This is a genomic window from Geobacter sp. FeAm09 (assembly GCF_008330225.1).
GTDB lineage: Bacteria > Desulfobacterota > Desulfuromonadia > Geobacterales > Pseudopelobacteraceae > Oryzomonas.
Genome location: NZ_CP042466.1, coordinates 1,622,379 through 1,645,217, shown reverse-complemented (window position 1 = coordinate 1,645,217; position 22,839 = coordinate 1,622,379). Strand labels below are relative to the sequence as shown.

Below are 22,839 nucleotides of genomic sequence, written 5' to 3'. Positions count from 1 at the left end.
CCCCCTTAAATCTTAGTTACCTTGAGCACCTGGCCCTCGATATCCACCACGCGGACCGAATCGCCCACCTGCAGCACCTCGTCGGCATAACAGCCCCACTCGTCGGCGCCCAGCACGGCGATGCGGAATCGGACCGTCCCCCGGCCATAGCTGTCCTCCGTCCCCCGGATGATGATGCCGGCCTCCCCCACAATCCCTTCCTTCGATTGCCCGGAATGGGTCCGGTTGACCTTGGGCTTGAGATATTTGAACCACATCACGGTGAAGCTGATGGACGCCACGGTCCAGAGGAACAACTGCCCGGCCAGGGGGAATCCCGACCAGAGCACCTTCAGCAGGCCCACCACCAGGGCACCCAGACCGAACCAGATGATCGTGAACGACGGCACGACCAGTTCCAGGCCGATCAGGCAAAAGCCGGCAATTATCCAGTACCACCACGCAAACTCCATCATGCGACCTCTTTCGGCAGGAGCATCGTCAAACTTCTGGTAATCATCATGAAAAAGTATAGCAGAAATCCTGCCGTCAATTAACCCATTTTCCTTTTTTGTTGCACTTTCGCCGCGCATATTGCAATAATAACGGTCAAGGAGACTCATCATGGATGTCAGCACAATTGCCGGGGCCGCGCTCCTGGTAAAAGCCGGCCAGACCCAGCAGACGCTGTCCACGGCCATGGTAAAACAGGCCGCCAACCAGCAGAACCTGATGGCCAGCCTGCTGGCCCAGAACGTTCAGCAGGCCCCCCAGCCGGACAGTTCCTACAATTTTTCCACCTACGCCTGAGCCATGGCTTCGGCGAGGCGTTTCCCGCAACGCCCGCCGCAGTCTTCCCCGCGGCCCTAAGGGGTAATCCTGTTCATCTTCCGTCATCCGGCAGCGAAACGACCCGCAAAACCGGTATCAAAGAGCGGTCCAAGAGCGCCATGCGCTCCGTGCCGAGTTGTACCAGCGCTTTCCGCACCCTGTCGGCAGCGGCGATGAAAGCGGCCACGTCCACCCACTGGCACACCGTCGGCACCCGCTTCAGATAGGCGACCCCACCCTCCAAAAGCGTGACCGCTCCGCCGTAATTGCCGTTTCTCCAATGGTGCAGGGCCACCGCCACCTGGAGGATGCCCTGGTAGAAATCACGCACATCTCCTTCCTCCCCCACCCAGAGATCTTCAAGGGTTTCATGGCACTCATACCAGTCACGGGTATTGAATTGCCGCATCGCCTCAAGCAATTGCCGCGGCGGGGATTCCGTGCAAAACCGCATAAACCGCACCTCCCTCTTGTTTTCTGCCGGCGCGCGACAGACGCAACCCACCGAAAAACAGCGTAAAACGGCAACAAGTTCGTTGCGTCCCCCCCTGCGGACTGATATAGTTCCGCCCGTGAGGTTCGCTGCCGTATTCAAGCATGGCCTCATGGGAAAACGATGCCACATAGCCGGGGGAGCCACCACCATGCATGCACTCTGGAACTATTACCTCTGTTTGAGCATCAAGACCAGGCTCACCATCCTGTGTGTATGTTACAGCGGCTGCATCATCGCCGCAACCTTTGCCGGGAGGGGGCTGGACTCCCCTCTCCTGCAATTCGGCGCCGCCGCCCTCTTCATCGGCCTGGGCGCCCTGTTCGGCGGCATCAATGTCTGGGCCATCAGCGATTCCATCGGCCGCACCATCGGCTACCTGCAAACCATGTCAAAAGGAGATCTCAGCCCCGAGATCATCGTACGACGCAATAACGAAATCAGCAAGATCCTGATGGCCATGCGGGTCATGGTGGCGAACCTGACCGAGGTGTTGCGCAACATCCACGAAGCGAGCCTCCAGATGGAGCAGTCGTCGTTCCAGATCGCCGAAATATCCGGCGACATCTCCAGCGCAAGCCGTTCCCAGCAGGAACGTGCCCAGGACGTGACCGCAGCGACCACGGAAGTGCGTATGATATCGGAATCGGTGCGGGAGCTGTCGGAACGGGTGCGCAACACCTCCCTCGAGACGGAGCAGGAGGCGGAGCGCGGGCTCCGGGCCACAAGGGACAATATCGCCCAGATGCGCCTGACCGTGGAAGAGGTGAACCGGGCGGCCCGGGAAACGGCCGTTCTCCATGAGGTGGGGGAGAAGATCCACCTGATTATCGAAAGCATCACCGATATCGCCGACCAGACGAATCTTCTGGCCCTGAATGCCGCCATTGAGGCGGCCCGCGCGGGGGAGCAGGGGCGCGGCTTTGCGGTGGTCGCCGACGAGGTGCGCAATCTGGCCTCCCGCACGGCACGGGAAACGGAGGAGATCTCCGGGATCATCGCCGAATTGACGGGCCAGGTCAACCAGAGCGGGAAAACCATGGAGCAGATCGTTGCGCGGGTGCGCGACGGGGAAGAAAAGAGCCACGAAACGGCGGAGATCATCGAGCGGATGGTGGCTTCCGTGCGGGAGTCCACCGCCGCCAACACGCGGATATCGGAGGTAAGCCAATCCCAGATGGAACAGTTGTCCACCCTGCAACTGAGCCTCGACTCCCTCTTCCAGACCATCCGCGAAAGCGGTTCGAAGGTGGGCATAACCGCCACGATCAGCGCCGACCTCAACAACGTGACCCAGGAATTCAACAAACTGATGGCCCGCTTCACCTTCGATACCGCCACCACGATCCTGCCCACCCAGAACGAAAACCGGCTCCATCCGCGGGCCCAGAACGGCCTTTTGGTCTACGTGCGGCGTGCGGGCCGGCAGGAGCAGATCAAGGGCATCTCCAGCGATTTCAGCCTGTCGGGGCTCAAGCTGCGTCTGCCGGGCAATACCGATATCCCGCACAATGAAACCCTCGAAGTGGACATCATGACCCCCTGCACATCCCGGGCAGAGTACGAACGTCAGACGCCGCTCCGCATTGCCGCACGGGTCGTCTGGAACAGCACCCAGGAAGGCAACGGTCTCTACGGGCTCCATTTCATCGACGTGACGCCGCAGCAGTTGCACAGGATAGAGTCCTGTTTCGCCTACTTCCACAAGAATCCCCGTTTCCAGGGGAGATAGGGAGAGAAGCGCGCGCGACTCCGTTCGCTTATGGTTGTTCCTCCCCGGCAGGAAGCCGGGAACAAAAAACGGCCGCTCACGTTTGCGAACGGCCGTTTTTTTTGAGTTCCCGGCAGTACGGGCCTCAGTTCATCATGCCGCCGGTGCCGGTCGTCCCCCCCATCATCCCTCCACTGAAGGCGGTCGACATATTCCGGTACGGCTGGCCGGCGCCCGTCATCGGCATCGATCCCAGGACTGAGGTCATGGTGCCCATGAGGGTCGTCATGGCCGCCTGGGAATTCGGTCCCCTGATGGACGACATGTTGCTGAAGATCATCCCCATCATGCCGCGGTAGCGATTGACATCCACGGTGACGACGGTTCCGCTGGTCCCCATCACCTGCGCCATCTCTCCACCCATCAGGCTCGCCATGTTTTGGGCTGCGGTGTGCATGGTGGTGTTATTGGCGAGCATATAATCCTCGAGCATGTTCGTCCCGGCCGTCATGCCGAGTTTGGTCGCCAGGGCGGTCATAGCCTGCGACATGGAGGCGTATTTCCCGGTCTCCATCATTTCCCGCAGTTGGGACGACATGGGGCTGATGAAGTTGCTGCTGACCGTGCCGCTCGTGGCTGTGGCGGGCATGCTGAGGACGTAGCTGCCGGTGACCGGCGACCCGGTATCCTTGTCGATGGTCTGCCCCTTGATTACCAGCGCCACGATGGGGTACTTGCCCACATCCGCGGGATCGACCGTCAGGGTATACGCGCCGTTGGCATCCGTGGTGGCCGACGGTTCGCCGGCATCCAACTGGTAGTTGCCGTTTTTGTCGAGGAATACGGTGGCGCCGACGAGATAGCCGTCAGCCACTTTGCCGCTTACGGCGGTCGTACCCGTTGCCGGAGTAGTCCCGCCCCCGCCGCACCCGGCGATCAGGCCGGCGGTGATTATTGCTGCTGCTGTTATGGTTTTTTTCATCATGATATGGTCCCTTCACTCGAAGTTTAGAATTCGTAAAAGACGGCGAGTCCCATGCCGTAATCGGGGCTGGCGGTCGTGATCCCCTTGCCCAGATAGCCATCGATACCGGTGTGGTGCGCAAACAGGTATTTGACCCTGAGCCGCGCTTCCAACTGGGACGATGCTCCGTTGACGGTAGGAGAGGTCCCTTTGAGCAGCACCATGGAACGCAGCCATTCGGTGAACTGATAACCGGCTCCGGCGTAGTAGCTAAGATAATTTCTGGCCGCAAGGACCGACGATTTCCCCTGAATGACGTACCCCGCCTCACCGTCCGCAAACCAGCTGCCGAACCACTTGGTCAATTCTACGGCAAAACCTTCATCAAACGCCCCGGTCCCGAGGAATTTGTTCTTGTCGGCGGTGGGGATTTTCACATAGAAATTGGGACGGATGGCCGGCACGTACGTTTCCTCGGTGTACAGGACATACCCGGCCTTGAGTTTCATGTCGCCGAGCCCGGAATGGGAATCATTGACGCTCCCCGCCGATGCGGAAGTCATGGAACCGGAGGAGCCCATGCCATTCATTGCCGCCGCAACCGACTGCGTACCCATGGATTGCCCCTGCATTCCCATGTATTCCCCAGCCACCACCGCGCTGCTGCTCTGGTAGACAAAGGGGATTTCCAGCGAGAAGTCAAGCCGCTCGGTCGGGTAGACCGTCGCCGTGAACGGCATATATACGGAGTCCGTCCTGACTCCGGTTCCGTATTTCCCCGAGGCGAACTCAAAGCCAAGGCCGACGGAATATGCAGCAGGCTCGTCGGCATACGCCCATGCCGGAAGAATGGCAAGGATTGTCATTGCAAGAAGGGAGACAAACCTTCCCGACCCGTTAAATTGTTGCATTGCGAGCTCCTTCTTGAAAATAGACGGCTGCGTGGGCAACGAGACCGCAAGCTTCAGCGTCTCATCATCCCGCCACCGCCGCGCATCATGCCGCCCCCCTGCATCATGCCGCCCGAATTCCACCCGGACCAGGCGGCCCTCCCCTGATCGTTCCGCAATGCCGTTTGGGAACCGGTGGTCTTGTTGGTGAGCTTCTGCACCATCAGATAGGTTTTCCCGTCCTTACCCTGGGCCTTGGACCCCTTGGCGGTGATGTCGTCGTTGGGGTGGAGCGGAATTTCCTTCTTCTCCCAGAAAGACTTGGGTCCGAGGTTGAGGCTGATGATCTCCCCCCCGGCCTTGACGTCCACAAAAATGTGCTCTTTTTCACCGGCCTGGGGAGAGGAAACCACACGACCCGTTACGGTCGTCACCGTATTCACATCGTACCCCCTGGCGAAGTCCAGGCCGCTCTTCCCCGCGGCATCGCTGCCGAAGCCGAAGCCGGCAAACGCCGGACCGGTCAACAGGCCATTCAAAACGATTGCCAACGTCACGACGGAGAAAAAACGAACTTTGAACATGCTGGACTACTCCCGATCCGCGTTACTTGGTGGTTGCGGTTGTGGACGCTTTCGCGGCGGTCCCGCCATTGCCGCTCCCGCTTATCTGCCCGGACGGCATGGTGGCGGTAGTACCAACGCCGCCCTGCATCATCCCCTGGGACCCCGTTTCATTCATGGCCATATGCTGCGGCCCTGCTCCGGCCATTGCCCCCGGATGCATGCTGCCCCCCTGCATGCCGGAAGACACCTGATGCCCCCCTCCCATGCTTCCCCCGGTTTGGCCGCCCCCCATCCCGCCACCAAAAGCCAATGCCTGGGCGGCAAGCACGAGAGCGGCAATTGCCGCCACTGTTGAGATCCTTCCGACCCGTTTCATGTGTGGATACCTCCGTGGAATGTGATGTTTCTGCCCCAATGGATATTCCACGGTGTATGCCAAAACCACAGACCAATATAAGATGCTGATCTTATTAATTTTATTATTTTTCAGCACACACGGAACAAGAATAAATTGTGCAAACAATTGCACCGCATGAGAAAAATATTGCACAACGCACGTGTCCCGTGCGGTTAGCCGAGCAGGCCGAACTCCTTCAGTTTGTATTGGAGGGTTCGGCGCGACATCCCCAGTTCCTCGGCAGCCTGGCGACGGTTGCCCCCGTGCTGTTCCAGGGCCTGGACGATCAGGTCGCGCTCCACCATTTTCAGCTTGTCCCGGCCGGCAGCGGCCGGGCCGCCCGCCCCCACGAGAGCGTCGGGGAGATTGACCGCCCGAACCGTGTCCTGGGCCAGGATGACGGCCCGTTCCACAACGTTCTGCAACTCGCGGATATTGCCCGGCCAGGTATATGCTTTCATGGCCCTGAGCGCCTCCGACTCGATGCCCTTGAGCTTTTTTCCGACCAGGCGGCAGAAACGCCGGATAAAGTACTCCGTCAACAGCGGGATGATATCCCGCCGTTCCCGGAGCGGCGGCAGATTGACCGGAAAGACGTTGAGGCGGTAGAAAAGGTCCTCGCGGAAACGCTTCTCCGCGACCTCTTCGGCAAGGTCGCGGTTGGTTGCCGCAATCACCCGCACGTCGGCCCTGATCTCCTTGCCGCCCCCGACCCGCTCGAACACCCGTTCCTGAAGAACCCGCAGCAGCTTGGCCTGAAGCGCCACCGGCATTTCGCCGATTTCGTCCAGAAAGATGGTACCCCCCTTGGCCAGTTCGAACTTGCCCAACCGCGCCTGGACAGCTCCCGTGAAAGCCCCCTTTTCATGGCCGAAAAGCTCGCTCTCCAGAAGATTCTCCGGGATGGCCGCGCAGTTGAGCGGGACAAAAGCGCCGCCCCCCCGGGGACTGAGCAGGTGAATGGTCCTGGCTACCAGTTCCTTGCCTGTACCGCTCTCGCCGTAGATAAGCACATTGGCCGTGGTACCGGCCACGTTATGGACCAGTTTCCGGATCGGCTGCATGGCCGATCCGGCAAAGATGAGCTCTTCCGGCGGCAATCCGCCCGCTTCGGATTCCTTGAGCGCAAGGTAATCCCGCGAGCGTTGCAGGCCCTCAAGCGCCCTGTCCACAACTCTCACCAGGGCATCCGGATCTTCCAGCGGCTTGGTGAGAAAATCGAAAGCCCCATCCTTCATGGCGCCGACCGCCTCCTCCACCGTGCCGAACGCGGTCAGAAAGATAAATCGTGGCGGATCGGCATCCCGCATGGCATCCCGAAACAGTTCGAGGCCGCTCTTGCCGGGCATTTTCAGATCCGAAACAACCAGATCGAACTGCTGGCCTTTGATCAGGCGGGCTCCGGACAGTCCGTCGCTGGCCATGAGCACATCATGTCCCGCTTCCTCCAGAACGGTCTGCAAAAAGCTCCTGAAGGTTTCATCGTCCTCAACCAGCAGAATACGTCCTTTCATGGCTTCTCCCCTGTCCATGCCCCCGGCAGCGTTACGGTTACCGTTGTCCCGGAGGCAGAGCTTTCAACCGTTATCGAACCGTGGTGTTCTTCGACGATCTTCTTGCAGAGCGCCAACCCCAGCCCGGTGCCCCTCGCCTTGGTGGTGAAGAAAGGGGTGAAGATCCTGGCACTGTTTTCCGGGCTGATGCCGTGTCCGGTATCGTTGATGGTGATGATCGCCTGTGAACCGGCCTGGCGTGCCGTCAGGCGAAGCTCCCCCCCGTCAGGCATCGCCTGCACGCCGTTTTTGACGATATTGAGCAGCACCTGGCCGAGCCTGTCCCGCTTGCCGGTGACCATCAGGTCGGAGGGACAGTCGATGACCAGGGCGACCCGGGCCTGCTCGGCCTCAGGCCGTATCAGATCGACGCTATGCCCCATAAGCCGGGCAACGGCACAAGGCCCCGCCTCATCCCCATCGCTTCTGGCAAAGGCGAGCAGGTCCGTCACCAGGGATTCCAGGCGCCGGGCCTCACCCACAATCCGCTGGGCGGATTCCTTTGTCCGGGGGTCGTCGGGCCGCTTTTCAATGAGCTGGGCAAACCCCTTGATCCCTGCAAGGGGATTTCTGATCTCATGGGCCAGCATGGCACCCATCTCCCCCATTTTGGCCAGGTTTTCACGCTGCGCCATCTCCTGCCGGTGCACCTCTTCCCGCCGGGAATAGCGATAGATGACAAACGTCAGGAACCACCCGACCGCCACGAGGGCAAACAGTACGATCATGGTCAGCCGCGCATGCCTGATGACCCCGTCGGCCCGGTAGGTGTGGAGCACCAGGCGCAGCCCCATGGTCTCACGGGGCGTGTGGATATGGCCATACAACTCGTACGCGGTTTCACCCGTCGCCAGCTTCACGCGGGTACCCACCATGGTTTCGGCAAACAACTGCCGCAACGTGCCGCTGTTCTGCAGCCGGGTGCCGATCAATTCCTGGTTGGAGTGGAATCGGTAAACGCCGTTCTTGTCGACGAGGGCGAAATAGGCCAGGTCCTGGGCATGAAACGTCGCCAGGGAGTGAAGGGAGGGGTCGTGGAGCACGCTGTTTTCAATGGCGGCATGGAGGGAATGGGCCAGCCCGAAAAGGTTATCCTCGGCGATGGGACGCGCATCGCGGTAATTGCTCATGGCGAACCAGAGGATGAACAGGGTAATCCCCGCCCCGCATGCCAATCGGACCAGTTTGAGCATAATGCGACTTTCGTTGCCAAAGGATTGCGAGGGAAGCGGCATTCAAAAAGTTTAACATAATTTCCACCTCCGTGCAGCCTGTGTCTCTCAACGCTTCCACATATTGAGCATCGCCACGATAGGCAGCATGGCGTACGCCCCCCGCACCACCGCTTCAAGCGGATTGGGGACCGGCATGACCGCAATCCCGGTTGCCGCCTGGATCCTTTCCCGCATGCCTGCCAAAAGGGCGCCGCCTCCCGTCAGAGTGATGCCGTTTTCGATGATCTCGCAGCCCATGGAGTGCGGTAGATCCCGAAGAAATCCCGTTATCAGGCCGAGGATCGCCGCCATCGCCGGCTCGCATGCCTCCCGCGCTTCAGCAAGACTGATCGGCGGTTGTGCGGGACAATCCCCCTCCCCTGTCCCGGGTGCCTGCACGGAAACCGTCGCGGGACCGCGGAGCGCCGCGCGCAGCAGCAGCTCCGCCTGACGGGTGGTGATCCGCATGTTCCGCATCCTCAACACCGTCTCCCGCAGCGCGCTCCGGAACGCGCCGCACCCGCCGCGCAGGGCCGCCGTATCCACGACCTTGCCGGAGGCGATGACGGCGCAGTCCGTAACCCCTTCCCCCAGATCGATGACCATCCGTGCATAGGGAGACACGATATCAACCCCCGCCCCGACGGCTGCGGCGAGGGGTTCCGGGACAACGACGACAGCCGATGCGCCGCCCCGGGAAATCCCCTCGACAACAGCGTTGCGTTCCCCGGCGCTCGCGTCGGTCGGCGCGCACGCCACGGCGCGCGGCCGGATCACGCCGAAGATCCTCATTTTGGCAATGAGCGGTTCAAGAAGCGCCACCACGGCGTCACCGTCCACCACGACGCCGGCCGACAACGCCGGGGTGTTTCCAGCCACGGAGGTGCGGGTTATGACCCCATGCCCCCTGCCGGCAACCCGGGTCGTCGCCGTACCCAGGTCGATGGCTATGTCCGGCCGCCAATTGGAGAGTCCCCACTGCTTGGCCATGATGGTTCTCCTGCCTGAAAATATTTTACGGTGTCGCGGGCGCAGCCCCCTGAGACGTGGCCCTTCCCGACCTGCGTTCCAGTTCCAGCACTATGGGGCTGGCGATGAAGATGGACGAGTAGGTTGCGATGACGACGCCCGAAACCAGAGCCAGGGCGAAATCGTGGATGACCTCGCCACCGAAGAGAAACAGCGACAGCGCCGCCAGAAACGTGGTCAATGAGGTGATGACCGTCCGGGACAGGACTTCGTTGATGCTGGCATTGAAGATGCTCTCCATGGACCCGGACAGGTTCCTGTTGAGATTTTCCCTGATCCGGTCGAACACCACCACCGTGTCGGTCAGGGAGTACCCCGCAATCGTCAGGACCGCGGTGATGAACAGCAGGTTGATCTCCTTGTCCAGGACGTAAAACAGGGCGATCATGGCCAGCACGTCGTGAAGCGTGGAGACCACGGCGCCGAAGCCGAACTTGAAATCAAAGCGCCAGGCTATGTACATGACGATGCCGAGCATGGACACTCCCACGGCGACCAGGGTATCCTTCTTGAGTTTGTCGCCGATGGAAGGGCCGATCTCCGTGGAGCTTTCCACCACGAAATCGTTCCCCGGGAACCCCTTCTTGAAGATTTCCTTGATGGTGTCGGCATTGTTTCCTGCCATCAGGCTGGCTTTACCGACCTTGATCAGGAGTTTGTTCCCCTCCTGTATCTCCTGCAGGTTGGCCTCGTGGAGATTGTTCCGGGCGAGGAGGTCGCGGGCCTTCTCCAGGGAAACCGGCTGGGTGAAATTGAGCTGCACCGATGTACCCCCGGAAAAGTCGATGCCCATGTTGGCGGCGTTTCTGGCGATCTGGACAATGCCGATCATACCCACAATGGCGATGATACCCGATACGATGAACGTGATATGCCTCTTGCCGATAAAGTCGATGGCGGTTTTTTTGATAAGTTGCACCGTTTCCTCCTGGAAGCGTGTTCGTGTGACAGGCGCGACGGGACGTTCCCCAGGCGGCATACCTGGCGAAGGCCGATGCGGGCGCACGGAGAGACCTGCCCCGACGCACTGGCATGGTGTCGGAAAAAATTTCGGATCAGATGGATGACAGGGGTGCCGGGGCGCTACGCGGGCGGAGCCCTGGCAGGGACGGCCGGGACCGCGGCCGAGACGGGAACGTGGAGGTCATGGGGAACAGACGCGATGTGGGCAGTCGGGAGGCAAAGCCGGGAGGCCGTGCCGGAACGGTCCAGAAATGGGGGGTGCTTTGCAATCTTGCCATGGGGTGATTGCAGCAGGGTTTTGAGGACGGCACTGGTGGCCGGCTTGTTCTTTTGCGGGCTTGAGAGCCGAGGCTCCCGCGGGTCGGCAAGGTGGGGTACGCTTATCCCCTGAAGAATGAAGAAGAGCGCGGCCGCCATGACAAACGGCAGCAGGCATTTCCTGTGGATGGCATATGTTTCCAGTAAGCGCATGGCTAAAACCTATACGAAAGCGGTGCCGGGCGCAAGGGATATCGGTATTTGCCCTTCGGCATCAACGAGTTGCCCTTCAGCCTCCGGCAGGCACGGCCGCAACCTATTTCTTCTGCTTGCCCCGGCAGAGCGAGAGGATCTCCGCCTGCTGCTGCGGCGTCATCACATCGAAACGAACGCCGACACCAGGGATCTCGCTGGTCATTCCCCATTCCCGTTTCCAGCAGACGGTGGATACGATGGGCGTTTGATCGCTCAGGGCAACGAGCCGGATCCACACGGTGGTCTGCAGGGCGATCTCGTCGTTGACGCAGAACAGGAAGCAGCCGCCCGGGGAAAAGTCGATGCAGACCGTCCGCTCGGTGTTCGTCATATCCGGGGAGCATGACAGCACGGCGTTCAGGTTGAGGGGTACCCTGCTGCAGATGGGGGCCACCTTCGGGGCCAGTTCGCAACAGTACTTAAGCTGCTCCTCGGGGGTGGCCACACCGGCCTCCCGGGCGTCCCAGGAAACCAGCATGCGGATTTTACGGGTTTTGGCGGTAATGTTGAGGCGGACGTTGGGCAGGGCGTGCAGGGCATCCTCCACCAGGCTCTTTTCGTACCGGGAGGCCTTGACGATCAGCGGCATGTCGAGAAATATGGCGTTATAGGGCTGCCGGGCGGCCTGGTTCGCCACATCGCGCAGGGACGATACCGTATGGCAGATCACCCGTTCATTCTTGATGAACGCTTCATAGATGAGGCGCCGTTCTTCGTCGGCGACGGCCAGAAGTATTTGGGGCTGCACTATGTTGTCTCCTTGTGGCATGCGCCGGGGATATCCGCCAGATACTGTCCTGCATGATAGGAACTGCGCACATAGGGGCCGCTCTCCACATGGCTGAATCCCATATCGAGGGCCAGTTCCCGCAATCCGTCGAAGATCTCGGGCCGGATGTACTCCTGCACCGGGTAATGGTTACGGCTGGGGGCCAGGTACTGGCCGATGCTGAGATAGGTGCACCCCGCAGCGCGCAGGTCGCCCAACACCCGCAGCACCTCGTCCCGGGTCTCTCCCATCCCCAGCATGATTCCCGACTTGACCGGGGTTTCCGGCGCCAGTTCGCGGCAGGTGCGGAGCAGGTCCAGGGAACGGCCGTAATCGGCGCCGCTGCGGATATGATACAACCGCGGCACCGTCTCCACGTTGTGGGCGATAATATCCGGGCCTGCGGTCATGACGGCTGCAAGGCTCCGGCGGTCCCCCTGAAAATCCGGGATCAACGGCTCGATGCGCGTTGCGGGCGAGACGGAGCGAATGGCGCCCACCGTGGCGGCGTACAGGGCGGCTCCGCCGTCCGGCAGGTCGTCGCGGGTCGGACTGGTGATCACCACATGGGTCAACCCCAGCCGGGCAACCGCCTCGGCCACCCTGGCCGGCTCCCCGGTATCCACCGGTTCAGGCGGCGATTTGTCCACGTTGCAGAAGGAACAGTGCCGGGTACAGTGCCGCCCCAGGATCAGGAACGTGGCCTGGCCGCCGCGAAAACATTCCGAGATATTGGGGCAGAGCGCCTGCTGGCAGACCGTGTTCAGGCGCAACTCCCCCAAGAGCGCCCGCATCCCGGCCTGTTCTCGCGGATTGACGCGTTTTTGCAGCCACTCGGGTTTCCTCGTCATATTCACGCATCCATCCCTTCAAGGTTCCAGCGGTCCGTGGCATAGCGCCGTTCCAGCAGGTCGCGGGCCAGGGAGCGTTCCTGTCCCGTGGGCGGTTGGGGCGACAGTTCCACGGTGAGGCTTCTTCGAAATGCCGCAATCAGCTTGTGCCGGACCAGGGCGTAATCAACCGGGATGCCGCACTGTTCCAGGCTGACGGCGCCAGCCGCCAGAGCGGGGTCCCGCTCCCTCATGAACGACAGCCCCGTAGCGGCCCGGTTCACCAGTGGCAGGGAGCCGTGCTGAAAGATGATCCCCTTCTGCCGGCGCTGGGCATTGCCGCCGATCTTTTTCCCCTTCACCAGGATGTCGAAACTCTCCTTGCCCGCAAAACAGAAAGGGGTCCGCTCCCCCAGGCGCGTTTCCGGGGAGACAGCGTCCAGGGCGTAGGAGGCGTCAAGCCCCAAATCCCGGTAGAGGGAGACGAGGAACCCGGTCAACACGCGAAAGGAATCCTTGATGGACGAGGCTGGGGGGATCTGCTCCGGCGAACAGACCAGGGCATAGGTCACCTCGTCGGTGTGGTAGATCGTCCCGCCGCCGGTGATACGGCGCACGATGGGCACCCCAGCGGACCGGCAGCGCTCCAGGTCCAGCACCTCGGCGGCTTTCTGGAAGCGCCCCAGGGAGAGGGCCGGCGGTTGCCAGCCGTACAGGCGCAGCACCGGCCGGGACCGGGCCGGGTCGAAGGAGCGCACGAGCGCCTCGTCCATGGCCATGTTCTCCGCGCCGGTGCTCGGTTCGTCTTCGATGAGGCGCCAGGTCGGCGCTGTGTCAGCCATCGGCGGGCATGACCTCCCCTATCCGCCGAGGCAGCAGACATGCTGCTCCCGGGCCGCCTTGGTCTCGTCCAGCCGGGAGACCGGCGTGGTCAGCGGCGCGTCCAAAAGCGCCCGGGGATCGCTCGCGGCGGTTTCGGCGGCCTGGATCATCACGTCGATGAAGGCGTCCAGGGCCGCTTTGCTCTCGGTCTCGGTCGGCTCGATCATGATCGCCTCCTTGACGATGAGCGGGAAGTAGACCGTGGGGGGATGATACCCCCGGTCGATCAGGAACTTGGCGATGTCGATGGCGTGTACGCCGTGGGCCAGTTGCCGGGAGGCCGAAAAGACGCACTCGTGCATGCAGGTCTGATCGTAGGGGAGATCGTAGTAGGGCTTCAGGCGCTCCTTGATGTAGTTGGCGTTGAGTACCGCCTGCTCCGACACCCGGGTCAACCCCTCGCGCCCCAGCATGATGATGTAGGCATAGGCCCTGACCATGATGCCGAAGTTGCCGTAGAAGTTGGCCGCGCGGCCGATGGAGCCGGGACGGGAGGTCTGGAGGACGAAGGTCCCCTCCTCGTCCATGTCGATGCGCGGCTGGGGGAGAAACGGAATCAGGGCCTTCTTGACCCCCACCGGACCCGCACCGGGACCGCCGCCGCCGTGGGGGGTGCCGAAGGTCTTGTGCAGGTTGACGTGCACCACGTCGAAGCCCACGTCCCCCGGCTTGACCTTGCCCATGATGGCGTTCAGATTGGCGCCGTCGTAGTACATCAGGGCGTCATGGGAGTGGGCGATGTCGCTGATCTCCCTGATGTGCGGGTTGAACAGCCCCAGGGTGTTGGGGCAGGTCAGCATCACCGCCGCCACCTCGTCGTTCATGGCCTGCCGGAACAGGTCCATGTCCATGTCGCCGTAGGGCGCCGTCGGCACGGTGATGATCTCGTAGCCGGCGATGGCGGCCGAGGCCGGATTGGTGCCGTGGGACGAGTCGGGCACCACCACGTATTTCTTTTTGTTCCCCTTGGCGCGGTGGTAGGCGGAGATTAGCAGGATGCCGGTCATCTCGCCGTGGGCGCCCGCCAGGGGCTGGGTGGTGACCTCGTCCATGCCGGTGATGTCGGCCAGCATCTGCCCCAGGTCGTAGAGCAGCCCCAGGCTCCCCTGGCAGAACTCCCCGCCCCCCGGCAGAAGCGCCGTCATGGGGTGGAGGGGGGCAAACAGGGCCGCGGCGTTCTCCAGCACCTTGGCGTTGTACTTCATGGTGCAGGAGCCCAGCGGGTAGAAGTTGGTGTCCACCGAGAAGTTCAGCCGGGACAGGTTGGTAAAGTGCCGCACCAGGTCCAGTTCGGACACCTCGGCCAAGCCGGCCGGTTCCGTGCGCAGCAACCCCTCCGGCAGTGGGGGAGCGGCAGGCACGTCCGGGGCCGGCAGCTTTACGCCCCTGCGGCCGGGAACGGATTTTTCATAGATAAGTTCCATAGAATTGTCTCTCCAAAATCTGGAATGCCCGCAGTACAACCTGAATCCGTAATGCCGGAATGCCGCAGCGGCCGGGGGCCCGAACGCCGCCGTGCCGTGACAGCCCGCTTACCAGGCTGGTCCGTCGTCTGATGGCCGAATACAGCTCGAACGCAAAGGCAGATGCCTTCCGGACCGGCGGAGGCATGGAGCGTCACGGATTCAGGTTACAACGCGGCCTGCAGCGCCTCGGCCAGCCGGTCGATCTCCTTCTTCGTCCGCTTCTCGGTGACCGTCACCACCAGGGCGTTGGCCGCATCCTCGTAGCAGTCCCCCAGCGGCACGCCGGCGGCAATGCCCTGTTTGAGCAGCTCAGCCACCACCGGAGCGGCCGGCCTGGGCAAAGATACCGTGAATTCGTTGAAGGTGGGCGCGGATTGCAGCACGGTCACGCCGGGAACCTCGGCCAGCCGGGCCTTGGCGTACTCGGCCTTGTCGCGGTTGAGGCGGGCCAGTTCCACCACCCCTTCCCTCCCCAGGGACGAGAGGAAGATCAGGCCGCGCAGGGCGCACAGCCCCTGGTTGCTGCAGATGTTGGAGGTGGCCTTGTGACGCTTGATGTGCTGTTCCCGGGCCTGGAGGGTCAGCACGAAGCCGCGTTTGCCGTTTTTGTCCACGGTTTCGCCGACGATGCGTCCCGGCATGTTGCGGATAAAGGCCTTTTTCGCGGCGATGAAGCCGAAGGAGGGACCGCCGAAGGAGAGCGGGTTGCCCAGGCTCTGGCCGTCCCCCACGGCGATATCCGCCCCCATGTTGCCCGGGGATGTGATGAGCCCCAGGGAAACCGGGTAAACGGAAGCCACCAGCAGGGCGCCCGCGGCATGGACCTGTGCCGCCAGGGGAGTCAAATCCTCGATGCAGCCGAAGAAGTTGGGGTTCTGCACCAGCACGGCCGCAACATGCTCATCCAGGCAGGCGGCCAGGGCGGCGCGGTTCAACAGGCCATCCAGGGGGGGATCTCCACGACCTCCACCTCCTGGTTGTAGAGGTAGGTCGCAAGTACCTGCCGGGAGAAGGGGCTGACGCAGCCGTCCACTACGATCCGGGTGCGGCCGGTCACCCGCAGGGCCATCATGGCTGCCTCGGCGCAGGCCGTGGCGCCGTCGTAGAGCGAGGCGTTGGAGACCTCCAGGCCGGTCAGGCGGCAGATGGCGGTCTGGTATTCGAACAGGGCCTGCAGGGTCCCCTGGGAGCACTCCGGCTGGTAGGGGGTATAGGCGGTGTAGAACTCGGCCCGGCCCGCAAGGTGATCGACCACGGCGGGAATGACATGGTCGTAAAAACCGCCCCCGATGAAATTGACCATGGCGGCGTTATTGTCGGCGGCAATGGCCTGCATCCGGGCAAACGTCTCGAATTCGGACATGCCGGGGGGGATATTGAAGGTCCTGGCCCGCAATTCGGGCGGGATCGGGGCGAACAGTTCCTCGACGCTGGAAGCGCCGACCACCGCAAGCATCTCCCCGATCTCTTCCGGCGTGTGGGGGGAGTAATGACTGTCGTTCATGGATAGCTCTCCTGGCAAAAATAAGGGTCTGCTGCGGAACAAGTGTTACATTCAGGCGCTCGGATGCGGGTTGGATCGTCGTTTGCCGATCGAGCAAAACCGCAGGTGCAAGCAAGGCTCCGTCGAGGATTTTACGATTGAGGCGACGGCACAGGCAGCCCGAAGATGAGATGCGTCAATGGTGCCGCCCATTTTCGTGACAGGCCCCAAGGGCGATCCTTGCGGCCGCGCCTCTTGTCCGGCCAATATGGATTCCGCCCCTAGAGCGTTTTCAGGTACTCGTCGTACTGCTCACGTGTCATCAGCGTTTTCAGCTCCGTCTCGTCGGCGATCTCGATCCAGGCAAGCCAGCCGGCGTCTTCCGCACTCTCGTTCACGATCTCGGGGGCGTCGTTCAGGGCCTCGTTGATCTTGACCACCTTGCCGGAAACCGGCGAATAGATGTCGCTGGCGGCCTTGACCGATTCAATGGCCCCCAACATGTCGAACTGCTTGACCACCTTGCCCGTGGCGGGAAGCTCGACGAAGGTGATGTCCCCCAGTTCATGGGCGGCGTGTTCGCTGATGCCGACCGCGCCGATCCCTTCCTTCACCTTGACCCACTCGTGCTCCTTGGTGAAATAGATGCTCATGACGGCATATCCTCCTTATACGTGTTTTATATAATCGGCAAATCTGCCACAGAGACACGGAGACACTGAGGTTCACAGAGAAAAGCAAAAGACAGTTTCGGAGCAAAACCACCATCGTGGCTTGATTTATGTTTGCCTTTCTCCCGATTTTCTCCGTGCCTTTGTGGCTCTGTGGCAGAAAATATTGTGAATCAGTCCTACGACCTGAGCGACCCGCCGCGGTAGAAGGGGAGTTCGCAGACCGTGGCCTCCATGCTGACCCGCTCGTGGATGATGGTAAGCGGCGTACCGATGGCGGCCAGATCCGGCCTGACGAACCCCAGGCCGATGCCCCGGCCGAGCATGGGGGAAAAGACGCCGCTGGTCACCGTGCCGACGTTCTCGCCGCTGAAGCAGAGTTCATAGTGGTGGCGCGGCGAGCGGCGGCTGTTCACCTCGAAAGCCACCTTTCTGCGGCCCACGCCCTGCTCCTTCTGGCGCTGCAGCGCTTCCTTGCCCACAAAGTTCTTGGCCAGGTCAACAAACCCCTCCAGCCCGGCCTCCAGCGGTGTGGTCGTTTCGTCGATGTCGCTGCCGTAGAGCGAGTACCCCACCTCAAGGCGCAAAACGTCCCGGGCTCCCAGCCCGGCCGGCTTCACCCGTTCGTCCTTCAGCAGCAGGTCCCACAACTCGGCGACCTTGTCCGCGGGAAGAAAGATCTCGTAGCCCAGTTCCCCGGTATAGCCGGTGCGGCTGACGATGGCCTCCGCCCCCAGAAGGTCCATGGTGGTGAAGCGGAAGTAGGGGATGGCGGCGACCTCGGCGCCGAAGGCCGCCACCATGACGTCGCGGGAGAGCGGCCCCTGGATGTCCAGCTTGCCGGTGGCGGCCGAGATGTCGGTAAAGGTCCCACCCCTCAGCCGGGCGGCGATGACGGCGAAATCCCGGGGGGCCGTGGCCGCGTTGACCACGATCATGGCCTTGTCCGCGGCCAGGCGGAAGACGATCAGATCGTCGATGATGCCGCCGTTTTCGTTGAGCAGAAAACCGTAGCGGGAGCGGCCGACCGGGATCGTGGCGACGGAAAAGGTGAAGACATCCTCCAGGCCGCCGGCCGCAACGTCCCCCTCGAAGAGGAACTCCCCCATGTGGCAGATATCGAAGAGCGCCGCTTGACTCCGGCACCAGGTGTGTTCGGCGATGATCCCCTCGTACTGGATCGGCATGTTCCAGCCGCCGAAGGGGGCCATCAACGCCTTGAGAGCCCCGTGCCGTCCACAGAGCGGCGTTTGTTTGAGCTGTTCGTCCATGATTCGACTCCCCCGGTTTCGTTACCCGCACGCTTTGCCTCGGCCCGGCCGTGGAAAAAAACCACGAGTCCGCGGAACAAGCCCGGCAACAGGCGCACACGTAGGTAGAACAGGGCATGAAGCACCACCCCTTCTCCCTATTTTCCCCGCATGGTAGAGGAATTGCAACGTATACGCAACTCGAAAAAAGCGGGGAACATGATATCCTGCTGCAACTGTTTGACTTGAGAAAAAACAAAATTGTGCATAGAATCGGCCGGTATGCTGCCGGCTTGAAGACGGCATCCCACTCGAAACCCCGGAGTCCGCACGGTGAAGGCATTTTCCGGATGGTCCATTCGCACCCACCTCATCCTGTTGGTCGCACTCGCGGTCACCCCCGCCCTGGCGATCATCCTCTACACCGGTCTCGAACAGAAGCGGAATTCCATGAACGAGGCCTACAGCCAGTGTTCAGCCCTGGTCAAGGCGCTGGCCGGCGATATGACCAACACGGTCAGCAGCACGCGCCAACTCCTGACGACCCTGGCCGTATTGCCCCAGGTGCGCCATCTGGATGTGCCGGCCTGCAACGGGCTTTTCCGGGAAATCCTGCGCAGCGACGATCGCTACCTGAATCTCCAGCTCTTCCGCCCCACCGGTGAATCGGCCGCCTCGGTCATCCCCCCTCCCCCCGGGCTCAACGTAAGCGACCGGAAATACTTCCGGGATGCGGTACGGCGGCGGGCCTTTTCCGCCGGGGAGTTCATCGTGGGACGCACCGTCAACAGGCCGACCTTCAACTTTGCCCTGCCGGTCACGGGGGACCGGGGTGAATTGCTGGGCGTGGTCCAGGCGGCCGTCAACCTGGAACGGGTCAACGCAATCTTCGACAAATCCCACTTTCCGGCCGGCTCCGCCCTGGTCCTGCTGGACGGCACCGGCACGATCCTGTACGGCACCGATGCCCGCCACCGGATCGGCACCAAGGACGACCGGGGTATCTTCAACGATATGCTCGCCGCCCGGGGAAACGAGCGGATCACCCTGCGCCCTTCGGGGGGGGCGTACCGCATCATGGCCTACCGTTCCCTGCAACTGGCCGGCGATTCGGCCCCCTATCTCCACATCAGGCTGGAGGTGCCCGAGGAGGCGATCCTCACCGATGCCAACCGCATCCTCATCCGCAACCTGTGGTTTCTCACCTGTGCCGTCGCTCTCGCGGCCATGGCGGCGTTTGCCTATGCCAACCGCGTCATCATCAACCGGGCCCGGCGCCTGGTCCGCTCATCCGGGCTCCTCGCCGCGGGCGGACAGGATGTCCTGGTCGGCATCCCCTACACCGAGGGTGAATTCGGCCTGATCGCCCGGGCCTTCGACGACATGGCCAAAACCCTGGCGCTACGCGAGGAAGAACGCGCCACCTTCGTCAGGGACCTCCAGGCGGCAACCGGCCGGGCTCTCGACGAGCGGGCCAAGACCGAGGCCATCCTTGCCAGCATCGGCGACGGCATCAGCATCCAGGACCGGGAGTACCGCATCCTCTATCAGAACGACACCAGCAAAGGGTGGATGGACGACCAGACCGGGCGTTTCTGCTATGAGGCCTATGAACGGCAGCAAGAGGTGTGCGACAACTGCCCCGTCAGGCAGACGTTCGAGGATGGCCAGGTGCATACGGTGGAACGCAACCTCACCATAAACGGCCGGGACACGTGCCTGCTGATTACTGCTTCGCCCCTCAGGAACTCGGCCGGCGACATCATCGGCGGCATCGAGATCGTCAAGGACATCACCGGGCGCAAGCAGGTCGAGATCGCCCAGCAGGAGCTGACGAACAAGCTGGCGGAGTCGAACCAGCAACTCCAGCACTTCGCCTACATCGCCTCCCACGATCTGCAGGAACCGCTGCGCACCATCACCAGCTTCATACAGCTTCTGGCCCGGCGCTACCAAGGCACGCTGGACAAGGACGCCGGGGAATTCATCGCCTTCATCACCGACGGGGCTCAGCGCATGCAGCGGCTCATCAACGACCTCCTTGAATATTCCCGCGTCGAATCGCAGGGCGCCCCGTTCGTCGTCTTTGAAGCCGGGAATGCGCTCAGGGCCGCGGAGATGAACCTGAAGAAACGCATCGGGGAAAGCGGCGCCGAGATTACCCATGACCCGCTCCCGGCCATTACGGGCGACGAAACCCAGATCATGCAACTGTTCCAGAACCTGCTCGGCAACGCCATCAAATTCCGGGGCAGCGAGCCGCCCCGCATCCATGTTGCCTGCGCCGAGACCCCTGTGGCATGGGAGTTCCGCGTCACGGACAACGGCATCGGCATCGACGGCCAATTCTTCGACCGGATCTTCGAGATCTTCCAGCGGCTGCACGGGCGGGACGCCTACCCCGGCACCGGCATCGGGCTGGCGATCTGCAGGAAAATCGTCGAGCGCCACGGCGGCCGCATCGGGGTGGCATCCGAAGCGGGCCGGGGCAGCTGTTTCACGTTCACCATAAAAAAGGACCTTACGGAAAAGGGGGACGCGGCATGAGGCACCTGGGCGCGGCATACCTCGTCGTCCTGTTCACGGCGCTGACGCTGGCGGCTGCCGGCCCGGCCCATGCCGCCGGCAGCGCGGAGCAGAAGACGCGCATCCTGATCCTCAATTCCTATCACCCCTACTACAGCTGGTCGGACAACGAACTCATCGGCATCGTCGAGACGCTGCGCCGGGCGCGGCCCGACATCGAACCGACCGTGGAGTACCTGGACTGCAAATACTTCCCGAACATGGAACACTTCGGCAAAATCCGGGACCTGTTCATCCAGAAGTACCGGCACGTGACCATCCCCCTGGTCATCGCCGTGGACAATCCGGCCCTGGATTTCGCCCTGAAATACCGCGACGCCATCTTTCCCGGCGCTCCGCTCGTCTTCTGCGGGATCAACGGCTTCGAGCCGGCGATGCTCAAGGGGCAAAGCAGGGTGACCGGCGTTGCCGAACGGCTCGACGTCAGGGGTACCGTGGCGTTGATGCTCAAGGTGCATCCCGCGACGCGGCAGATCTTCGTCATCCACGATTACACCTCAACCGGTCTGGCGACCCGCAGACAGGCGGAAGAGGATCTGAAGGGATTCAAGGAGCCGGTTGCCATCCGCTATATGGACAACCTGACGACCGACGATATGCTGCGGCAACTGTCGTCACTTCCGGCGGACAGTCTCGTCCTGGCGCTCTCCTACAGCCGGGACCGGGATGGGCGGGTATTCGACCATACCAAAATAGCGCAGCTTTTGGGGGAACGCTCCCCGGTCCCGGTGTACGGCGGCCACGAGGAGCGCATCGGCCACGGCATCATCGGCGGGTGCCTGTTGGGGGGGAAGCAGCACGGGGCGCAAGCCGCGGAAATGGCCCTGGAAATCCTCAATGGCCGGGATATCGCCACCCTGCCGGTCTACACCGGCCAGACAACGCGGGTGGTATTCGACTACACCCAACTCACCCGTTTCCATATCCCCCTGTCCCTGCTTCCCTACGGCTGCACCATCGTCAACAAGCCGGTGTCGTTCTACGAGAGGTACACCAGGCTGGTGTGGACGACGATCTTCGTCATAGCCAGCCTGGGCATGATCATCACCCTGCTGGCGGTGAACATCACCCAAAGCCGCCGTGCGGCCCGGGAGCTGGCCGTCAAGGCGCAGGAACTGGAAAAGAGCAACGCCGAACTGAAGGAATTCAACATGCTGGCCTATCATGACCTGCAGGAGCCCCTGCGGGTCATCGGCGGGTTCGTGCAGCTCCTGGAAAAACGCTATGCGGGAAAGCTCGACCGGGACGCCGATGAATTCATCGGCATCATCGTCGCCAACGTCTCCCATCTCAAACACCTGTTCAACGACCTGCTGACCTACCTCAACCTCGGCCGGCACCCCATACGGCGCGCCCCCCTGGACGGCACGGAGATCGTAACGGGCGCCTTGGCCGGGTTGCAGGAGCAGATCGCCCGGCGCGACGCCAGCGTCACCCATGCCCCGTTCCCGCAGATCACCGGCGACCGGGCGCTCCTGGTCATGCTGCTGCGGCACCTCCTGGAGAATGCGCTGAAATTTTCCCGACAAACGCCCGTGATCGCCATCGAGTGCCGCTGCGTCGAAGACCGGCACATCATTTCGGTGCAGGATAACGGCATCGGCATCGCCCCCGAGTACCGGGAAAAGATCTTCTCGCTCTTCAAAAAGCTGCACAACCGGGATGAATATCCCGGCACCGGCATCGGTCTTGCAGTTTGCAAACGGATTGTGGAATTGCACGGGGGAAGGATTTGGCTCGAATCGGAGCCGGATAAAGGCTCCACCTTCTTTTTCAGCCTGCCGGCCAGGTGAAGAGGG

At 62.1% G+C, this 22,839-nt stretch carries 21 protein-coding genes and 1 pseudogene; 4 read left to right on the top strand and 18 right to left on the bottom strand.

Annotated features, from left to right (window positions below):
* Positions 1 to 5 precede the first annotated feature (5 nt).
* Positions 6 to 455, bottom strand: a complete 450-nt coding sequence (locus tag FO488_RS07790) for an NfeD family protein (protein WP_370514328.1) — start codon at positions 453 to 455, stop codon at positions 6 to 8.
* Between the two features lie 148 nt (positions 456 to 603).
* Between FO488_RS07790 and FO488_RS07785 the strand changes: the two genes are divergently transcribed.
* Positions 604 to 789: a hypothetical protein gene (locus tag FO488_RS07785; RefSeq protein WP_149210038.1), complete on the top strand. Its 186-nt coding sequence runs from the start codon at positions 604 to 606 to the stop codon at positions 787 to 789.
* A 73-nt stretch (positions 790 to 862) separates the two neighbouring features.
* Here the strand turns inward: FO488_RS07785 and FO488_RS07780 are convergent, their stop codons facing one another.
* Positions 863 to 1,264, bottom strand: a complete 402-nt coding sequence (locus FO488_RS07780; RefSeq protein WP_149210037.1) for a DUF309 domain-containing protein — start codon at positions 1,262 to 1,264, stop codon at positions 863 to 865.
* 190 nt (positions 1,265 to 1,454) lie between these two features.
* On the opposite strand from FO488_RS07780, the gene FO488_RS20405 reads away from it, so the two are divergent.
* On the top strand, positions 1,455 to 3,035 hold the full coding sequence (locus tag FO488_RS20405) for a methyl-accepting chemotaxis protein (RefSeq protein WP_149210036.1): 1,581 nt from the start codon (positions 1,455 to 1,457) through the stop codon (positions 3,033 to 3,035).
* 124 nt (positions 3,036 to 3,159) lie between these two features.
* On the opposite strand, the gene FO488_RS07770 is transcribed toward FO488_RS20405, so the two are convergent.
* The 16 genes and pseudogenes from FO488_RS07770 to gcvT form a co-directional block, all read right to left on the bottom strand.
* Entirely contained in the window at positions 3,160 to 3,999 is an 840-nt protein-coding gene (locus tag FO488_RS07770; RefSeq protein ID WP_240732214.1) for a hypothetical protein, read from the bottom strand.
* Between the two features lie 23 nt (positions 4,000 to 4,022).
* Positions 4,023 to 4,844: a transporter gene (locus FO488_RS07765; protein WP_240732213.1), complete on the bottom strand. Its 822-nt coding sequence runs from the start codon at positions 4,842 to 4,844 to the stop codon at positions 4,023 to 4,025.
* Between the two features lie 98 nt (positions 4,845 to 4,942).
* Complete coding sequence (locus tag FO488_RS07760) at positions 4,943 to 5,452, bottom strand: DNA-binding protein (RefSeq protein WP_149210034.1); 510 nt, start codon at positions 5,450 to 5,452, stop codon at positions 4,943 to 4,945.
* Between the two features lie 22 nt (positions 5,453 to 5,474).
* Positions 5,475 to 5,810: a hypothetical protein gene (locus FO488_RS07755; protein ID WP_149210033.1), complete on the bottom strand. Its 336-nt coding sequence runs from the start codon at positions 5,808 to 5,810 to the stop codon at positions 5,475 to 5,477.
* 194 nt (positions 5,811 to 6,004) lie between these two features.
* On the bottom strand, positions 6,005 to 7,345 hold the full coding sequence (locus FO488_RS07750) for a sigma-54 dependent transcriptional regulator (RefSeq protein WP_149210032.1): 1,341 nt from the start codon (positions 7,343 to 7,345) through the stop codon (positions 6,005 to 6,007).
* Positions 7,342 to 8,577, bottom strand: coding sequence for a nitrogen regulation protein NR(II) (locus FO488_RS07745; RefSeq protein ID WP_149210031.1), 1,236 nt, complete (start codon positions 8,575 to 8,577; stop codon positions 7,342 to 7,344). The genes FO488_RS07750 and FO488_RS07745 overlap by 4 nt, the downstream gene beginning before the upstream one ends.
* Positions 8,578 to 8,664: 87 nt before the next feature.
* Positions 8,665 to 9,588 (bottom strand): rod shape-determining protein, encoded by a 924-nt coding sequence (locus FO488_RS07740; RefSeq protein WP_149210030.1) that lies wholly within the window; start codon positions 9,586 to 9,588, stop codon positions 8,665 to 8,667.
* A 25-nt stretch (positions 9,589 to 9,613) separates the two neighbouring features.
* Positions 9,614 to 10,546, bottom strand: coding sequence for a protein translocase subunit SecF (secF, locus tag FO488_RS07735; RefSeq protein WP_149210029.1), 933 nt, complete (start codon positions 10,544 to 10,546; stop codon positions 9,614 to 9,616).
* Positions 10,547 to 10,710: 164 nt separating this feature from the next.
* Positions 10,711 to 11,061: a hypothetical protein gene (locus FO488_RS07730; RefSeq protein ID WP_149210028.1), complete on the bottom strand. Its 351-nt coding sequence runs from the start codon at positions 11,059 to 11,061 to the stop codon at positions 10,711 to 10,713.
* A 103-nt stretch (positions 11,062 to 11,164) separates the two neighbouring features.
* Positions 11,165 to 11,851: a PilZ domain-containing protein gene (locus FO488_RS07725; protein WP_168205938.1), complete on the bottom strand. Its 687-nt coding sequence runs from the start codon at positions 11,849 to 11,851 to the stop codon at positions 11,165 to 11,167.
* Positions 11,851 to 12,729 carry a lipoyl synthase gene (lipA, locus tag FO488_RS07720; protein ID WP_149210026.1) on the bottom strand — a complete coding sequence of 293 codons (879 nt, stop codon included), beginning with the start codon at positions 12,727 to 12,729 and terminating at the stop codon, positions 11,851 to 11,853. Before lipA ends, FO488_RS07725 begins: the two co-directional genes overlap by 1 nt.
* Positions 12,726 to 13,544 (bottom strand): lipoate--protein ligase family protein, encoded by an 819-nt coding sequence (locus tag FO488_RS07715; protein ID WP_149210025.1) that lies wholly within the window; start codon positions 13,542 to 13,544, stop codon positions 12,726 to 12,728. The genes lipA and FO488_RS07715 overlap by 4 nt, the downstream gene beginning before the upstream one ends.
* An 18-nt stretch (positions 13,545 to 13,562) precedes the next feature.
* On the bottom strand, positions 13,563 to 15,008 hold the full coding sequence (gcvPB, locus tag FO488_RS07710; RefSeq protein ID WP_149210024.1) for an aminomethyl-transferring glycine dehydrogenase subunit GcvPB: 1,446 nt from the start codon (positions 15,006 to 15,008) through the stop codon (positions 13,563 to 13,565).
* Positions 15,009 to 15,214: 206 nt separating this feature from the next.
* Positions 15,215 to 16,554, bottom strand: a pseudogene (gcvPA, locus tag FO488_RS07705) (aminomethyl-transferring glycine dehydrogenase subunit GcvPA).
* Between the two features lie 260 nt (positions 16,555 to 16,814).
* Positions 16,815 to 17,186: a glycine cleavage system protein GcvH gene (gene gcvH / locus FO488_RS07700; RefSeq protein ID WP_149210023.1), complete on the bottom strand. Its 372-nt coding sequence runs from the start codon at positions 17,184 to 17,186 to the stop codon at positions 16,815 to 16,817.
* 197 nt (positions 17,187 to 17,383) lie between these two features.
* Positions 17,384 to 18,475: a glycine cleavage system aminomethyltransferase GcvT gene (gene gcvT / locus FO488_RS07695; RefSeq protein WP_149210022.1), complete on the bottom strand. Its 1,092-nt coding sequence runs from the start codon at positions 18,473 to 18,475 to the stop codon at positions 17,384 to 17,386.
* 312 nt (positions 18,476 to 18,787) lie between these two features.
* Here gcvT and FO488_RS07690 point away from each other — a divergent pair, with 312 nt between their 5' ends.
* Complete coding sequence (locus tag FO488_RS07690) at positions 18,788 to 21,001, top strand: ATP-binding protein (RefSeq protein WP_149210021.1); 2,214 nt, start codon at positions 18,788 to 18,790, stop codon at positions 20,999 to 21,001.
* Positions 20,998 to 22,833, top strand: coding sequence for an ABC transporter substrate binding protein (locus tag FO488_RS07685; RefSeq protein ID WP_149210020.1), 1,836 nt, complete (start codon positions 20,998 to 21,000; stop codon positions 22,831 to 22,833). Before FO488_RS07690 ends, FO488_RS07685 begins: the two co-directional genes overlap by 4 nt.
* Positions 22,834 to 22,839 lie beyond the last annotated feature (6 nt).

Coding starts and splice junctions, on each gene's coding strand:
- FO488_RS20405 (WP_149210036.1), top strand. CDS start 1,455: ATGCATGCACTCTGGAACTATTACCTCTGTTTGAGCATCAAGACCAGG.
- FO488_RS07760 (WP_149210034.1), bottom strand. CDS start 5,452: ATGTTCAAAGTTCGTTTTTTCTCCGTCGTGACGTTGGCAATCGTTTTG.
- FO488_RS07780 (WP_149210037.1), bottom strand. CDS start 1,264: ATGCGGTTTTGCACGGAATCCCCGCCGCGGCAATTGCTTGAGGCGATG.
- FO488_RS07755 (WP_149210033.1), bottom strand. CDS start 5,810: ATGAAACGGGTCGGAAGGATCTCAACAGTGGCGGCAATTGCCGCTCTC.
- FO488_RS07790 (WP_370514328.1), bottom strand. CDS start 455: ATGATGGAGTTTGCGTGGTGGTACTGGATAATTGCCGGCTTTTGCCTG.
- FO488_RS07745 (WP_149210031.1), bottom strand. CDS start 8,577: ATGCTCAAACTGGTCCGATTGGCATGCGGGGCGGGGATTACCCTGTTC.
- FO488_RS07765 (WP_240732213.1), bottom strand. CDS start 4,844: ATGACAATCCTTGCCATTCTTCCGGCATGGGCGTATGCCGACGAGCCT.
- gcvPB (WP_149210024.1), bottom strand. CDS start 15,008: ATGGAACTTATCTATGAAAAATCCGTTCCCGGCCGCAGGGGCGTAAAG.
- gcvT (WP_149210022.1), bottom strand. CDS start 18,475: ATGGACGAACAGCTCAAACAAACGCCGCTCTGTGGACGGCACGGGGCT.
- FO488_RS07785 (WP_149210038.1), top strand. CDS start 604: ATGGATGTCAGCACAATTGCCGGGGCCGCGCTCCTGGTAAAAGCCGGC.
- gcvH (WP_149210023.1), bottom strand. CDS start 17,186: ATGAGCATCTATTTCACCAAGGAGCACGAGTGGGTCAAGGTGAAGGAA.
- FO488_RS07715 (WP_149210025.1), bottom strand. CDS start 13,544: ATGGCTGACACAGCGCCGACCTGGCGCCTCATCGAAGACGAACCGAGC.
- FO488_RS07740 (WP_149210030.1), bottom strand. CDS start 9,588: ATGGCCAAGCAGTGGGGACTCTCCAATTGGCGGCCGGACATAGCCATC.
- FO488_RS07750 (WP_149210032.1), bottom strand. CDS start 7,345: ATGAAAGGACGTATTCTGCTGGTTGAGGACGATGAAACCTTCAGGAGC.
- FO488_RS07730 (WP_149210028.1), bottom strand. CDS start 11,061: ATGCGCTTACTGGAAACATATGCCATCCACAGGAAATGCCTGCTGCCG.
- FO488_RS07685 (WP_149210020.1), top strand. CDS start 20,998: ATGAGGCACCTGGGCGCGGCATACCTCGTCGTCCTGTTCACGGCGCTG.
- FO488_RS07770 (WP_240732214.1), bottom strand. CDS start 3,999: ATGATGAAAAAAACCATAACAGCAGCAGCAATAATCACCGCCGGCCTG.